The sequence below is a fragment of the Citroniella saccharovorans genome, assembly GCF_035481615.1.
GTDB lineage: Bacteria > Bacillota > Clostridia > Tissierellales > Peptoniphilaceae > Citroniella > Citroniella saccharovorans.
Genome location: NZ_JAYKOT010000003.1, coordinates 1,082,511 through 1,096,582 on the forward strand (window position 1 = coordinate 1,082,511; position 14,072 = coordinate 1,096,582).

Below are 14,072 nucleotides of genomic sequence, written 5' to 3' on the forward strand. Positions count from 1 at the left end.
AAGAGACATGTAGTCTCTTTTTTATTTTTTTGAAAGAACATTTATTCCTAAGCATAAAAGCATAAAATTTGTATAGTAGTACAAATCCTTTTTCCCAAGGTACTCTTTCAATATGACCTTTTTGTCATAGTCTATTCTATTGTCTGTATCAATTTCTTTACAGTGATACTCTTCATTTGGAAATTCTTCTATAAAAATAGGGCTACTATCTGTTAATTTAAATACAAGTATATTATTCTCACTTTTTTCAATCCAAAACTCATCAAATTTTAGAGCTTCAGACTCTATATTTTTAATGAAAATCTTATAAAAGGATTTTAATTTTTTATTTAACATAAAGCACCTACTTTTCTAGGGTGATTATCTTTTCTCCACCCTTAATTAAAGTTTCTCCATTTGGGGCTACAACATTTCCCTCAGAATCCTGTAACATTACAATTAAGATATCTTTTGAAATATCTAATTCCTTGATTTTCTTACCCTTCCAACTGTGAAAAGGACCAACAGTAAATTCTTTTAAGTCATGGTTGCTATCTCCAAAATAGCTCTCACCACCGATAATTATTATATCATTTTCTTCAAAACTTGTATCACCTTTTGGAATAATTGTTTTATTATCTCTAATAATTTTTGCAACAATTACATTAAAAGATAGATTTAAGTCTTTTACTTTTTTATTAATTAGGTTAGTTGATTTTTCAACTTTAAATTTTATAAAACCAATTGGAGTTTTATCCATATAATAATTAAAAGTATTTAAAACAGTGTCATTTGGATCAATCATATCCATCTTTTTAGAAAAAGCTGGCAATAAGAATCCTTGAACAAGACTAGAAATAAGGCAGACCCCGAAAACAATATGGAAAACATCACTTTCTAAGGCGAGTCCTTGATTTATTGCCATTATTGCAAATGCTATGGCAGCAGCTCCTCTTAAACCAGCAAAGGAAACAACTGCAATTTGATTTAAAGGTTTTTTAAATAATTTCATAAATATATAGACAGCAATCGGTCTAGCAATAACCATTAAAAAAATAGCAACAAAAAATGAAGTAAGCAAATTTTCCACTATCATTTTTGGATTAGAAAGAAGGCCTAAAAGAAAGAATAAGCCAATCTCCATAATATTTGTTAGACCATCAAAAAAGAATATAACTTCCCTCTTTCCTTTATAAAACTGATTTCCAATACAAATTCCTAGTACATATATAGCTAAATATCCATTTCCTGAAATTAGGTTTGTAAATGAAAATGTAAAAGTAACTATAGCAATTATAAAAATTGTGAGTAGTCCATCATCGTTAAAATCTAACTTTTCAATAATCTTATATGTTATATATGAAAATATTAGTCCAATCAAAAGCCCTATTAAAACCTGCTTTAAAAGAAAAAAATCCAACATTGATTTTTTTCTCCCTTAAGTAGAGAAATAAAAACAAATGTTAATGTAAAAGCTGTTGGGTCATTAGATCCAGACTCTACTTCCAAAAGAGGAGCTGTATTATATTTTAAATTAAGGTTTTTGCTTCTTAGTACATTTGATACAGAAGCATAGTCGGTGGATCCTACAATTGAACCTATTAACATTCCTTCTAGCAAAGAAAATCCTAATACATAATGAATAAATAAACCAGTTAAAAGTGCTGTAATAATTACGCCAAAAAAGCTTAAAACACTTGCTTCTTTAAAAACAGGTTTAGCCATAGACCACCTTGTACCAAATCCACCATAAAACATTATTACAACTAGGGCAATAGAAGATAAGCTTTCAATAAACTCAAAGTTATTAAAATCATATCCAAATAAATTGAAACTCATACCAAAAAATATAAACAAAAGTAGAGATGGAATTCCAGACTTATTTGAAAATTTTATTCCAAAAAGCGCCATTATTAAAACAAAAGATACAATTATATATGCTATTATAATCACCTCCTAATTTTTTGTTATATTTTCAAAAGCCCTTATACCATCTATAGCCGCTGAAACAATTCCTCCACTATATCCAGATCCATCTCCAATAACATATAAATTCTCTATTCCAATGGACTTCATCTCTTCATTCCTATCTAATCTTACAGGCGAGGATGTTCTACTTTCAACTCCCGTTAAAATAGCATCTTTGTAGTCAAAGCCTTTAAGTTTTTTCCCCATAGATAAAATACCATCTTTTATTCTTTTATTTATTTGTGAAGAAAAAACCAAGTTTAAATCTGTAAGAGTGTATCCTGGTAAAATGCTTGGCTTAATTTTTCCTATAGAAGAAGATTTTACTCCATTTATATAGTCTTCTAATCTCTGGCAAGGAGCAAAATAATTCCCTCCTCCAAGTAAAAAAGCTTTTCTTTCAATTTCTTTTTGATAGTTAAGAGCGGATAACTCACAATCTCCATAATCTTCCTCGTTAACGCTTGTAACTATCGCACTATTAGAGTTAACAAAATCTCTTTTATGATAGCTCATACCATTTACTGAAAGGCATCCCTCATAAGATGATGAGTTAATAACATAACCGCCTGGACACATGCAAAATGTATATACACCCTTATTGCCTTCAGCCTTATATGATAGATTATATGAAGCTGATGGAAGATTTTTATAATTTTCTTTGTATTGTGCCTTATCTATATCTTCTCTTAGGTGTTCAATCCTAAAACCAACAGCAAAGTTTTTATTGGAAATTTTAATTTTACCTTTTAAATTTTCAATAGTGTCCCAGGAACTGTTTCCTATAGCTAAAACAAAATCATCAGCTTCAAATTCTTTTTTCTCCAGCGAAAACTTTAATAAGTTTTCCATCTTTAAATACAAAATCATCAGCCTTAGTTGAGAAATAAAACTTTGTTCCCAAATCTTCTAAGTGCTTTCTCATTTTTATAATTATCTCTCTTAAAATATCCGTACCTACATGAGGCATTTTCTTGTGTAGAATTTCACTAGGAGCACCAAATTCGGTTAAAGTCTTTAAAACTTCATATAATCTTGGATCCTTAGATCTTGACGTAAGCTTTCCGTCAGAAAAAGTGCCTGCTCCCCCTTCTCCAAAAGAAATATTTGAATTAAAATTTAGACTTCCCTTTTCAAAAAATTTTCTTACAGATTGAGTCCTATCTTCAATCTTTTCTCCTCTTTCAATTACAGTTACTTTTACACCACTTTTACTTAAATAGTATGCAGCAAATATACCGCTAGGCCCAAATCCAATTATAACAACGCTCTTTTTAGTGTTTGTAGGCTTGAATTCATATTCTTTTTTTTTCAAAAATTTGTACCGATTTGTTTTTTAATAAATGTTTTGGAATATCTCCGTCAATTAAAACACTATAAACATATTTAATCCCACATCTCGCGTCGATTGAAGATTGAAAAATTTCAAACTTAGATTTTTTAGTTCTAGTTAATGAATCGACTTTTTCTTGTAAAGAATTATAAGTTGAATCCTTTAGTTTTATTTCTCTAATAATATACATATTACTTTGAAAGTTTTGCAATATTTACAATAGTTTCAACAGCTTTTTTCATAGAATTTATAGATACATACTCATATTTTCCATGGTAATTCATACCACCTGTAAAAATATTAGGAGTAGGTAGTCCCATAAATGATAGCCTAGCTCCATCAGTACCGCCTCTAATTGCTTGTACCTTTGGCTCAATTCCAGCTTCTTCCATAGCACTTAGTGCTAAATCGATAATATCCTTTCTATCCTCTATTTTTTCTCTCATATTATAATAAGAATCTTTTATTGAAAGTTCAATTATCTTACCGTACTTTTTATTTAAAAAATCTACCACTTCTTCTAGTAGAATTTTTTTAGCTTCAAATTTTTCCCTGTCATGATCCCTAATAATATAGTTCATTTTAGTTTTTTCTACGCTGCCATAAATGTCACTTAAAAGGTAAAAGCCTTCGTAATTTTCCGTAAATTCAGGCCTATCGAAAGTAGGAAGCATTGATTGTAGTTCCATAGCAATTAAAATTGAATTGAGCATCTTTCCTTTTGCTGAACCAGGATGGATATTGTTTCCACTTATGCAAATATCTGCACTAGCAGCGTTAAAGTTTTCAAATTCAAACTCCCCTTCATATCCACCATCTATAGTATAGGCAAAGTCAGCCTTAAATATATCAAGATCAAAGTGATCAGCTCCCCTTCCAATTTCTTCATCTGGAGTAAAGCCAACATAAATATCTGGATGAGGAATATTTTCTCTTATAATAATCTCAAGAGCAGTCATTATTTCAGCTATTCCAGCTTTATCATCAGCTCCAAGTAGAGTTGTTCCATCTGTTACAATAATATCGTGGCCCTTAAAGTCTAAAAGTTCTGGGTAATCAGTGGTCGATAATATAATATTTTCTTTTTCATTTAAAACAATATCCAAACCATTATAATTTTTTATTATTTCAGGTTTAACATTTTCTCCTGAAAAATCTGGAGCTGTGTCCATATGAGAAATAAATCCAATTTTATTTTTTTTGTCAGAGTTAGATTTTAAAAGTCCATAAACATAACCCTTGTCATCCAGAACTACATTTGTAAGTCCTAGTTCAATAAGTTCATCTTTTAAAATTTTTGCTAGATCTAATTGATCTTTAGTTGAAGGAATGCTCATACTTTCTGGATCCGAAGTAGTCTTTACCTTTACATATTTTATAAATCTATTAATTAAATTATCCATATTTCACCTCTTTTATAATAATACCATAATTTTAAGGAAATATTAATATTATATTGCAAATTGATTCTTATAATGTTAATATATTTTCTGGAAAGAAGGTATAAATATGATAAATTTTAACTGTGACTACCTTGAAGGTGTCCATCCTAATATTATTAAAAAAATTTCAGAAACAAATATGGTTCAACAACAAGGATATGGATTTGATGACTATACAATAGAAGCAAAGAAAATGATTAAGCCTCTAGTTGAAGGGGATATTTGGTTTATTCATGGATCAACTGCTATAAATAAACTAATAACAAAAACTGCTCTAAAACCTTTTGAATCAATTATTGCATCATCAAAGGCTCATATTAACACACTTGAAACAGGTGCCATTGAAGATGCTGGTCATAAAATAGAAACTATAAGAGATGAAGATGGTCTTTTAAACGCAAAAGATATTGAAGATTTTATAATAAAAAAAGAAAATGATCCATCTAAATTTCACAAACCAAAGCCAAAAATGGTTTACATAACCAACGCTTCAGAAACTGGAACAATATATACAAAAAAAAGATTAACCGAAATAAGTGAAGTTTGTAAAAAACACGGACTATTTTTATTTATGGATGGGGCAAGACTACCTTATGCTATTTCAGCTTCAAATAATGATCTTACCTTAAAGGAATTAACTTCTTTAGTTGATGCAACATATATTGGCGCTACAAAATGTGGAGCAATGTTTGGAGAAGCACTTATTATCAATAATGATTACCTGAAAGAAGACTTTAGATACAATATTAAATGTAGTGGAATGCTTTTTGCAAAAACAAGATTTATGGGCATACAATTTACCGAGCTTTTCAGAGATAACTTAATCTTTAAGCTAGCAAAAAAAGCAAATGACCAAGCTGATAGGATAAGAAGACGTTTAGTTGAAAAAGGATATAATCTAACTTCAGCCTCAACATCAAACCTTATATTCGTAGACATACCTGTAGAAAAATTTCTTGAACTTAGAGAAGCTTTCAATATGTGGGTTATGTCCTATGATGATAAAATATGTAATGTGCGTATATCTACATCTTGGTCTACAAATGATGCATATGTTAATGAACTAATTGATAACTTATAAAAAAAATCTTATTTTAAATTTATCTACCGTTAAAATAATGTTATTTATTCGTTGATTTTTTTAATAAAATAAAGTAAAATATACTTAGTTAAAAATTCTAACTTTTTAATAAAATATTATTTTATAAGGAGAAAAAATTGAAAAAAGATTTATTGCCAAAGCTTGCACTCTTAATTGTAGCTATTCTTTGGGGAACATCTCTAACTGTTGTAAAAAGCGCATCAGATGCTTTTAATCCAAACTTTATTTTGGGTATGCGTTTTACAATTGCTGCTATTATATTGGGGATAATTTTTCGTAAAAGATTGATTAAGGCAAGAAAAGATGAAATAGGTGCTGGAATTATTATTGGCTTTTTTTTATTTATTGCTTATTCCAGTCAAACTTTAGGAGTTACATTTACAACTCCTGGTAGATCTGGTTTTTTGTCAGCATCTTACTGTGTTATTGTCCCTTTTATTTATTGGTTTACAAATAAAGTTAAACCGGATAAATACAATATGATAGCGGCAATTTTTTGTGTAGTAGGTATATTTTTTATTGCTATGGCTGGAGAAAGTGGATCTATATTTAAATCTTCTACTGAAGCTATAATTGGAGACGGACTTGCACTTTTGTCTGGAATTTTATTTGCAAGTCATATAGTTGCAGTTACAAAATTCGGTGTAATGAAAGATCCTTTTGTACTTACAATCATGCAATTTACTGTTTCAGCTATCCTATCTTGGATTACAACTCTTATTTTTGAAGACAATTCAAATTTAGTTTTTAAATTAAGGCCCATGCTAGAAGTCATTTATTTGTCTGTTTTTTGTACAGCTATAGCACTACTACTTCAAAATATAGGACAAAAATATACAGATCCAAATTCTGCTTCCATTATTTTAGGGTGTGAATCAATATTTGGCGTAATACTACCTGTTTCACTTGGTATAGAGTCTCTTACTTTTAAATCACTTTTAGGATTTATTTTCATATTTTTTGCAATAATAATTTCAGAAACAAAACTTGCATTTCTTTTTAAAGGAAGAAAAATAAAAAGTTAAATATATTTATTTTTTTAAATTTAAAAAGGTCGGTAAATTACCGACCTTTTCTAGTGCCTATTTTTTCTAATAGAAAGAGGTTTGTCTAAAAGCTCTTTGAAAATAAATATTTCTCTAATATCCATATTTTCAAATTTATCTAATCTTTCTTCACTTTTTTCACCCTCATCTAAATTATAATTTAATTTTAAATTATGATAATCAGTATCCTCATTAAGATTAGTATCTGAGTATGAAGATGCTGCTTTTGAGAGTTCACTTTCCATAATAACTTTTTCTTTTTGTGCTAAATGTTCTTTTATATATTCCTTTTCACTTATATAATCATTAGACTTATGCTTCTTATTCTTAGAGATAAATAAGTTATTGTTTTTATGTTTTATTTTTTCTTTATTTTTACTACCATCTTTTTTCTTATTAATATTTTGAAGAGTCTTTCTTTCATTGACTGATAATGTTTTATTTTTTAATTTAAAAGCTTGGAAAATAATCCATAGTATTACTATAGCTATAAATTTTTGAAACATCCTAGTCCTCCTAAGAATTTAATAAGCTAATCATTTTTACTTTGATTTTTTTCTTTATTTGAAAAAGACTCTCTCATATCTGTATCAGCTTTAATATTATTTAGATTATAATAATCTAAAACTCCTAAATTCCCACTCTTCAAAGCCTCTGCAATAGCTAAAGGCACTTCTTTTTCAGCTTCAACAACTTTTGCTCTCATGCTACGAACTTCAGCAATCATCTCTTGTTCTTTTGCAACAGCCATAGCTCTTCTTTCTTCTGCTTTGGCTTGAGCAATTCTTTTATCAGCTTCTGCTTGATCTGTTTGTAATTTAGCTCCAATATTTCTTCCAACATCTACATCTGCAATATCTATTGATAATATTTCAAATGCAGTACCAGAATCTAATCCCTTACTCAAAACTGTTTGTGAAATTGAGTCTGGATTTTCTAGAACTTCAGTATGACTCTTTGCAGAACCAACAGTTGTTACAATTCCTTCTCCTACCCTAGCTATTATTGTTTCTTCTCCAGCACCACCAATAAGTCTATCTATATTTGCTCTTACAGTAACTTTCGCTTTAACCATAACTTCAATACCATTCATGGCTACAGCCGAAATTAAAGGAGTTTCTATAACTTTAGGATTTACAGAAACCTGTACAGCTTCTAAAACATTCCTTCCTGCAAGATCTATTGCAGCTGCTCTTTCAAATTCAATGTCAATATTTGCTCTTTGTGCTGCAATTAAAGCATCAACTACCATATTTACATTTCCACCAGCAAGATAGTGAGCTTCTAGTGTGTTTACATCTATATCAATTCCAGCCTTAGTTGCTTTTATAAGTGGATTTATGATTCTTGAAGGAACTACCCTTCTAAGTCTCATTCCAACTAGAGTAGATATCTTTACCTTTACTCCAGAAAAAATAGCAGTTATCCATAATCCTACTGGAACCATGGTGAAGAATATGGATAGAAATATTATGATTATTAAACCAATCAAACCAATAAAAACTATATTATTTGGCATTTTACCCTCCTGACAAAAATTTTACTTCCAACAATTCTTGAAACAATAATTTCTACATTGCTTTCAATAAATTCACCTTCTGTAAGTGCATCATATCTTTTTCCATCTATTTCAATTATACCAGATGGTCTAAGGATTGTGACAGTTTTTCCAATTTTGTTGTAAAGATTTGTAAAGTCCTCAGCTTTTTTATCTTTAACTTCTAAGCTCTCATTTAAAATTACCTTGCCAAAAAGTTTACTTTTCATACCTTTTTTAATCAAAATGTATGAAACAATAATGGATATGAATATGGCTATAGAAACAGAAACAATTCCATGACTAATATTTTGGCTGGATAGAATTAGTCCAGCAATTAGTGAAAATATTCCTGTGACTCCTGCAACTCCAAATCCTGGGATTAAAAGTTCAATAAATAACAAAACCAATCCAAGTGCAAACATTGACATAGATATTATATCAACACTACCTGTATTGATTCCCCCAATAAAAAACAATATAAAGGAAAATAGGCTTAAAAATCCAAAAACACCAAATCCTGGAACAAATAATTCTACAACTAAAGATGTAAAAGCTAAAATTAATAGAATAGTATTAACTAAAGGACTCGATATAAAGCTAAGAAAAGCATTATCTGAATTAAGAGTTTTTCCCTCATTTGTATCATTTATACTTAGACTTTCCATGTTAATGCTAACTGGAAAAATACTTTCTGAATTATAACTATCAGCTTTTACAGAATTAGTAATTTTTAAGTTTAGCACTGATAAAATCAAAATGAGGATTAATATAAATTTACTACATCTTTTCATGTTCACCACCCTTTCTAATAAAATTATACCCTCATTTATTCTATAAAAAATAATCTTAATAATTTTTTTATAATTAAAACAAAAAACCACCTGTAAAACAGGTGGTAGTAAGCATACTAGAATTTTCTTTTCTTTCTTCTTGCTGCTTCAGATTTCTTTTTCTTCTTAATAGATGGTTTTTCGTAATGTTCTCTTTTTCTATATTCGGATAAAACTCCTGAACGAGCACATTGTCTTTTAAATCTTTTGAGGGCATTTTCTAACGATTCATTTTCCCCAACTTTAATTTCTGTCATAATATCCCTCCCCTCATTTTCAGCTGTATTAATAGCTTTAATACATATAGATTATAACCTATTTTTTTAAATTATGCAAGTATTAACCAGCAGGCCAAGCTAATTTTTTACCAGCCAACACATGAAAATGAATATGTTTAATAGATTGAAGTCCATCTTCTCCGCAGTTATTAACAACCCTATATCCATTTTCTGCAAAGCCTTCTTTTTCTGCATATTCTTTAATCTTAAATAAAATTTCTCCAATAAGATTTAAGTCTTCTTTTTCAAGTTCGTTAAGTGATCTTATATGTTTCTTTGGAACAGCTAAAAAATGAATTGGTGCTGTTGGATTTAAGTCGTTGAAAAAAATCATCTTATCATCTTCATAAATAATATCTGACTTTATTTCACCAGAAGCTATTTTGCAAAAAATACAATCTTCCATATTATTCCTCCTAGATAATTTTACTAGTAATTAATGTGTCATTAATAGTATCTTCTATTATAACACTAACTATCTTACCTTCCAAATTTTCATTGGAAATAATTTTAACATGAGAATAATTTTTAGAATAGCCATAATTTTTCCCATCTTCAAACTTTTCAACTAAAACTTCCTCTAGCCTACCTATTTGCTTACTATAAATTTTATTTTGAGCCTTTTTAGATACTTCTTCAAGAACTTTTAACCTTTCATTTTTTATCTTTGGATCAATTTGATTTTCAAACTCTGCTGCAGGAGTCCCTCTTCTTCTAGAATATTTAAAAAGATGCACTTTTGTAAATTCAATTTCTTCGATTGCTTTTTTGCTTTCTAAAAAGTTTTCTTCACTTTCTCCTGGAAAACCAACTATTATATCTGTAGTAATTCCTGGATTTTCATAGTATTTTCTAATTAATTCTATCTTTTCCTTATATAAATCATAGTCGTATTTCCTATTCATCTTCTTTAATATTTCACTGGAACCTGATTGTAGAGAAAGATGGAATGATTCACAGAATTTATCAACCTTTATTAGTCTATTTAAGAATTCTTCAGTAATAATCCTAGGCTCTAAAGAAGATAATCTTATTCTTTCTATTCCTTCAATTTTTCCAACTTCTTCAATAATATCTATTAACCTATATTTTTCTTTTTTATCTATCCCGTAACTTGAAGCGTGAATTCCAGTTAATACAACTTCCTTATATCCATTATTTCTTAAATCTATAGCCTCTTTTATTATGCTATCAAAATCTCTAGATCTAACTGGTCCTCTAGCATAGGGAATAATACAGTAAGTACAAAACATATTGCAGCCTTCTTGAATTTTAATATAGGCCCTAGTTCTACCTTCATTATCTCTTAGTGATAGGTTCTCAAATTCAGAATCTTTTGAATATTCTTTTACGGAAATAATTCTCTTTTTAGATTTATAGCTCTCTTCCATAATTTCAACGATTTGTTTTCTATCTTGAGTTCCTAAAATCACATCTGCTTCTTCTATTTCTGTAACTTTATCTTTAGAAACTTGAGGATAGCATCCAACTACTGCAACTACTGAGTTAGGATTCGTCTTTTTGCTTTTTCTTATAAAACTTCTAGATTTTCTATCAGACATTTGGGTAACTGTACAAGTATTTACAATATAAAAATCTGCATAGTCATCTTCTGTTATCTCATAATTTTTTTGAATAAATAATTCCTTCATAGCTTCTGACTCATACTGGTTTACCTTGCAACCCAATGTCATAATTTTTACCTTCAAGTTATTCCCCCATATCTCCTAATTCATATTGACTAATAGCTATTGCTGCAAGTCCTGCAGTCTCTGTCCTAAGTATTCTTGGACCTAAAGATAATATTTCAGCTCCTTTAGATCTTAAGATTTCAATCTCTTCTTCTGAAAATCCACCTTCCGGCCCAATAATAATATTAATTTCTGTAAAATTTTTATTATAAAGAAAGTCTTTTAGAGATTTTTTACTATTTTCATAAAAGCAAAATAAATTTTCTCCCTCAATTTCTTTAATATCTATTCCACCTTTAACTAGAGGAATTTTATTCCTTTTACACTGCTTTGAGGCTTCTATAGTAATTTTATTTAATCTTTCAAGTTTTTTCTCTAATCTTTTTTTGTCTAATTTTACAACCGTTCTTGAGCTTTCAAAAATAATTATCTCATCAGCTCCAAGTTCCGTAGCCTTTTGGCAGATGAAATCAAGCTTTTCACCTTTAGCAAGAGCTTGAAAAAGTCTTATCTTCAGTTTCTTATTTGTAAGATTCTTTTTTTCTAAAATTGTAAGTTTTACCTTATCTTCTAAAAATTCATCAATCTGGCAGGTGAAAAGTTTATCGTAGGAGACAACTTCTAATTTATCTCCCAGATTTAACCTTAAAACATTTTTTATATGGTGAAAATCACTACCACCTATAAATAAATCTTTATCATCATCATTAAAATTCAAAAAATATCTACGCATCTAATCTACCATGAATTATAACCCAATTATCGAGTTCTTCTCTTTTTAGTAAAGTAAGTTTTTCTTTTCTTAACTCTTCTACAACTAGCTCTTCTTTGCTATCAATTATTCCTGTAAATAGGAACTCTCCTCCAACTTTTAAGTGGCTACGAATTGTTTTTATTTGAGGAATAATAAGACTTGCTAGAATATTAGATACATAAAAATCACACTTTTCCTCAATTCCATTTTGAAGGTCAGTTAGTCTAAATTCAATCTTACTACAGGAATTAAGCCTAGAATTTATCTCAACTGCCTTTTGTGAATCCTCTGAAATATCAGCAGCATATACTTTTTCTGCTCCCATTTTTTCAAGTAAAATTGCTAAAATTCCTGATCCAGTTCCTATATCGTAGCAAACTCCACCTTTAAAATTCTTATATATATATTTAATCATAAGTTCTGTTGTTGCATGATAGCCAGTTCCAAAAGACATTCCAGGATCTAATTCCAAAACTATTTCATCATCTTTTTTTTCATATTCAATCCATGATGGTTTAATAACAACTTTATCTAAAAATTTTTTAATATCATAGTGTTTCATCCACTCTTCATTCCAATTTTTATTTTGAACCTTAAAAAATCTATAATTAATAATTGAAAGTTTTTTTAGAGCTTCCTTTATTTCTTCACTATGATTATTAAAATAATCCTCTTTAAAATGAGTTGTTATTCTAATATTTTTATCATAACTACCATCAAAATCTACTAGTTCGCTTTTATCTTTTAAAGATTTTTTTAAATCATATAGAAGCTTTTCATCTTCTATTTCAATTCCACTTATTTCAAAATTATAAAGTGAGTCTGTAATTAACTCTTCAAACATACTATCTGTTATTATTTCAAGACCAATATAATCCATCTTTACCACTACTCAAACAAATCTTTAACTTTATCAAAAAATCTACTTTTCTTATCGCTTACTTCTTCTCCAAAACTTTTGTCTAATTCTCTTAAGAGCTCTTCCTGGTCCTTGTTAATATTTGTTGGAGTTACAATATTTAACTTAACATAAAGGTCTCCTATTTTTTTACTCCTTAAACTTACAAATCCCTTATTTCTTAAAGTAATAATTTCTCCAGACTGAACTCCTTTAGGAATAGTGAATTTTTCTATACCATCCATAGTAGGAATCTCAATTTCATCTCCAAGAACTGCTTGGGTAAATCTTATAGGAAGCTCTAAAAGTAAGTCGCTTCCTTCTCTTTTGAAAATTTGACTTGGATTAACTGTAACCCTTACCAGTAGGTCGCCATTTTCTCCGCCTTTTAGTCCTTCGTGTCCCTTGCCGCTAACCCTTACTGCCATTTGGGAATCAATTCCAGCAGGAATATCTACTGAAATTTTTTCATTCTTATAAATAAATCCTTCACCAGAACACTTAGAGCACTTCTTTTTTATAATTTTCCCAGAACCATCGCAGTTATGGCAGGTAGTAACCTGCTGAAAAAGACCAAAAGCCGTTCTTGATGAAATTGTTTCTTGACCTGATCCGTGGCAAACAGGGCAAGTTTCTAAATCTTCTTCACTTTCTGCTCCACTTCCATGGCACTTTGTGCAAACAGTTTTCCTCCTAACTTGGATTTCTCTTTTTACTCCCTTGTAAGCATCTTTAAAATCAATAGTAACTTCCTTTAATATATCATCTCCAGGAACACCTCTTGAGTTGGATGAATAAGTAGAATATGAGCCTGAAAAGAAATCTGAAAAAATATCAGAAAACAAATCAGAAAAACCTCCATACTCACCTCTACCAGAAGCTGCGCCTTCAAAAATTTTATCTCCAAATCTATCATAATCTCTTCTTTTATCTTCTTTTGATAAAACTTCATAGGCAAGATTAATTTCTTTAAGTTTTGCTTCAGCTTCCTTATCTCCTGGATTTAAATCTGGATGAAATTTTTTAGCTAGTCTTCTATAAGATTTTTTAATCTCTTCGTAGCTAGCCTTACTATCCACTTCTAAAATTTCATATAAATCTTTCATTTTTCCTCCAATAATTTAATACTAATATATTTTATCTATTACTATAATTTAAGTCAAATAAAAAGGCGAGCATAAACTCGCCTTCTATTATTCCATTAATAGAAT

General features: G+C 29.3%; 18 protein-coding genes. 2 read left to right on the forward strand and 16 right to left on the reverse strand.

What is annotated here, in order from left to right; genetic code table 11:
* Positions 1-21: 21 nt before the first annotated feature.
* From VLK81_RS07770 to pepT, 7 genes are read right to left on the reverse strand one after another with little or no spacing between them, the layout of a single operon-like run.
* Complete coding sequence (locus VLK81_RS07770) at positions 22-336, reverse strand: hypothetical protein (protein WP_324620058.1); 315 nt, start codon at positions 334-336, stop codon at positions 22-24.
* A 7-nt stretch (positions 337-343) separates the two neighbouring features.
* The gene (locus VLK81_RS07775; RefSeq protein ID WP_324620059.1) at positions 344-1,402 is read right to left on the reverse strand and encodes a cation:proton antiporter domain-containing protein; all 1,059 of its coding nucleotides are present in this window, start codon (positions 1,400-1,402) and stop codon (positions 344-346) included.
* Positions 1,381-1,890 (reverse strand): cation:proton antiporter domain-containing protein, encoded by a 510-nt coding sequence (locus tag VLK81_RS07780; protein ID WP_324620060.1) that lies wholly within the window; start codon positions 1,888-1,890, stop codon positions 1,381-1,383. The genes VLK81_RS07775 and VLK81_RS07780 overlap by 22 nt, the downstream gene beginning before the upstream one ends.
* Before the next feature lie 45 nt (positions 1,891-1,935).
* Positions 1,936-2,799 carry an NAD(P)/FAD-dependent oxidoreductase gene (locus VLK81_RS07785; RefSeq protein WP_324620061.1) on the reverse strand — a complete coding sequence of 288 codons (864 nt, stop codon included), beginning with the start codon at positions 2,797-2,799 and terminating at the stop codon, positions 1,936-1,938.
* Positions 2,756-3,262, reverse strand: a complete 507-nt coding sequence (locus tag VLK81_RS07790; protein WP_324620062.1) for an FAD-dependent oxidoreductase — start codon at positions 3,260-3,262, stop codon at positions 2,756-2,758. Before VLK81_RS07790 ends, VLK81_RS07785 begins: the two co-directional genes overlap by 44 nt.
* Positions 3,243-3,470 carry a hypothetical protein gene (locus tag VLK81_RS07795; RefSeq protein WP_324620063.1) on the reverse strand — a complete coding sequence of 76 codons (228 nt, stop codon included), beginning with the start codon at positions 3,468-3,470 and terminating at the stop codon, positions 3,243-3,245. The genes VLK81_RS07790 and VLK81_RS07795 overlap by 20 nt, the downstream gene beginning before the upstream one ends.
* Position 3,471: 1 nt before the next feature.
* Complete coding sequence (gene pepT, locus VLK81_RS07800) at positions 3,472-4,683, reverse strand: peptidase T (RefSeq protein WP_324620064.1); 1,212 nt, start codon at positions 4,681-4,683, stop codon at positions 3,472-3,474.
* A 106-nt stretch (positions 4,684-4,789) separates the two neighbouring features.
* On the opposite strand from pepT, the gene VLK81_RS07805 reads away from it, so the two are divergent.
* Positions 4,790-5,803 (forward strand): threonine aldolase family protein, encoded by a 1,014-nt coding sequence (locus VLK81_RS07805; protein ID WP_324620065.1) that lies wholly within the window; start codon positions 4,790-4,792, stop codon positions 5,801-5,803.
* Between the two features lie 137 nt (positions 5,804-5,940).
* Positions 5,941-6,849, forward strand: coding sequence for a DMT family transporter (locus VLK81_RS07810; RefSeq protein WP_324620066.1), 909 nt, complete (start codon positions 5,941-5,943; stop codon positions 6,847-6,849).
* 50 nt (positions 6,850-6,899) lie between these two features.
* Here the strand turns inward: VLK81_RS07810 and VLK81_RS07815 are convergent, their stop codons facing one another.
* From VLK81_RS07815 to dnaJ, 9 genes are all read right to left on the reverse strand, one after another.
* Positions 6,900-7,376: a hypothetical protein gene (locus tag VLK81_RS07815; RefSeq protein ID WP_324620067.1), complete on the reverse strand. Its 477-nt coding sequence runs from the start codon at positions 7,374-7,376 to the stop codon at positions 6,900-6,902.
* A 26-nt stretch (positions 7,377-7,402) separates the two neighbouring features.
* Entirely contained in the window at positions 7,403-8,389 is a 987-nt protein-coding gene (gene floA / locus VLK81_RS07820) for a flotillin-like protein FloA (protein ID WP_324620068.1), read from the reverse strand.
* The gene (locus VLK81_RS07825) at positions 8,374-9,201 is read right to left on the reverse strand and encodes an NfeD family protein (protein ID WP_324620069.1); all 828 of its coding nucleotides are present in this window, start codon (positions 9,199-9,201) and stop codon (positions 8,374-8,376) included. Before VLK81_RS07825 ends, floA begins: the two co-directional genes overlap by 16 nt.
* A 116-nt stretch (positions 9,202-9,317) precedes the next feature.
* Positions 9,318-9,497: a 30S ribosomal protein S21 gene (rpsU, locus tag VLK81_RS07830; RefSeq protein WP_324620070.1), complete on the reverse strand. Its 180-nt coding sequence runs from the start codon at positions 9,495-9,497 to the stop codon at positions 9,318-9,320.
* Between the two features lie 82 nt (positions 9,498-9,579).
* On the reverse strand, positions 9,580-9,924 hold the full coding sequence (locus tag VLK81_RS07835) for a histidine triad nucleotide-binding protein (RefSeq protein WP_324620071.1): 345 nt from the start codon (positions 9,922-9,924) through the stop codon (positions 9,580-9,582).
* Between the two features lie 10 nt (positions 9,925-9,934).
* Entirely contained in the window at positions 9,935-11,227 is a 1,293-nt protein-coding gene (mtaB, locus tag VLK81_RS07840) for a tRNA (N(6)-L-threonylcarbamoyladenosine(37)-C(2))-methylthiotransferase MtaB (RefSeq protein WP_324620072.1), read from the reverse strand.
* A 1-nt stretch (position 11,228) separates the two neighbouring features.
* Entirely contained in the window at positions 11,229-11,942 is a 714-nt protein-coding gene (locus VLK81_RS07845; protein WP_324620073.1) for an RsmE family RNA methyltransferase, read from the reverse strand.
* Positions 11,935-12,843, reverse strand: coding sequence for a 50S ribosomal protein L11 methyltransferase (locus VLK81_RS07850; RefSeq protein ID WP_324620074.1), 909 nt, complete (start codon positions 12,841-12,843; stop codon positions 11,935-11,937). Before VLK81_RS07850 ends, VLK81_RS07845 begins: the two co-directional genes overlap by 8 nt.
* A gap of 8 nt (positions 12,844-12,851) precedes the next feature.
* Positions 12,852-13,967 (reverse strand): molecular chaperone DnaJ, encoded by a 1,116-nt coding sequence (gene dnaJ / locus VLK81_RS07855; protein ID WP_324620075.1) that lies wholly within the window; start codon positions 13,965-13,967, stop codon positions 12,852-12,854.
* Positions 13,968-14,072 lie beyond the last annotated feature (105 nt).

What these genes read in the sequence shown, in the direction of transcription:
- VLK81_RS07825 (WP_324620069.1), bottom strand. Translation starts at nt 9,201, where the DNA reads ATGAAAAGATGTAGTAAATTTATATTAATCCTCATTTTGATTTTATCA.
- floA (WP_324620068.1), bottom strand. Translation starts at nt 8,389, where the DNA reads ATGCCAAATAATATAGTTTTTATTGGTTTGATTGGTTTAATAATCATA.
- VLK81_RS07845 (WP_324620073.1), bottom strand. Translation starts at nt 11,942, where the DNA reads ATGCGTAGATATTTTTTGAATTTTAATGATGATGATAAAGATTTATTT.
- VLK81_RS07770 (WP_324620058.1), bottom strand. Translation starts at nt 336, where the DNA reads ATGTTAAATAAAAAATTAAAATCCTTTTATAAGATTTTCATTAAAAAT.
- rpsU (WP_324620070.1), bottom strand. Translation starts at nt 9,497, where the DNA reads ATGACAGAAATTAAAGTTGGGGAAAATGAATCGTTAGAAAATGCCCTC.
- VLK81_RS07815 (WP_324620067.1), bottom strand. Translation starts at nt 7,376, where the DNA reads ATGTTTCAAAAATTTATAGCTATAGTAATACTATGGATTATTTTCCAA.
- VLK81_RS07780 (WP_324620060.1), bottom strand. Translation starts at nt 1,890, where the DNA reads ATGGCGCTTTTTGGAATAAAATTTTCAAATAAGTCTGGAATTCCATCT.
- VLK81_RS07775 (WP_324620059.1), bottom strand. Translation starts at nt 1,402, where the DNA reads ATGTTGGATTTTTTTCTTTTAAAGCAGGTTTTAATAGGGCTTTTGATT.
- pepT (WP_324620064.1), bottom strand. Translation starts at nt 4,683, where the DNA reads ATGGATAATTTAATTAATAGATTTATAAAATATGTAAAGGTAAAGACT.
- VLK81_RS07785 (WP_324620061.1), bottom strand. Translation starts at nt 2,799, where the DNA reads ATGGAAAACTTATTAAAGTTTTCGCTGGAGAAAAAAGAATTTGAAGCT.
- VLK81_RS07795 (WP_324620063.1), bottom strand. Translation starts at nt 3,470, where the DNA reads ATGTATATTATTAGAGAAATAAAACTAAAGGATTCAACTTATAATTCT.
- VLK81_RS07835 (WP_324620071.1), bottom strand. Translation starts at nt 9,924, where the DNA reads ATGGAAGATTGTATTTTTTGCAAAATAGCTTCTGGTGAAATAAAGTCA.
- dnaJ (WP_324620075.1), bottom strand. Translation starts at nt 13,967, where the DNA reads ATGAAAGATTTATATGAAATTTTAGAAGTGGATAGTAAGGCTAGCTAC.
- VLK81_RS07805 (WP_324620065.1), top strand. Translation starts at nt 4,790, where the DNA reads ATGATAAATTTTAACTGTGACTACCTTGAAGGTGTCCATCCTAATATT.
- VLK81_RS07850 (WP_324620074.1), bottom strand. Translation starts at nt 12,843, where the DNA reads ATGGATTATATTGGTCTTGAAATAATAACAGATAGTATGTTTGAAGAG.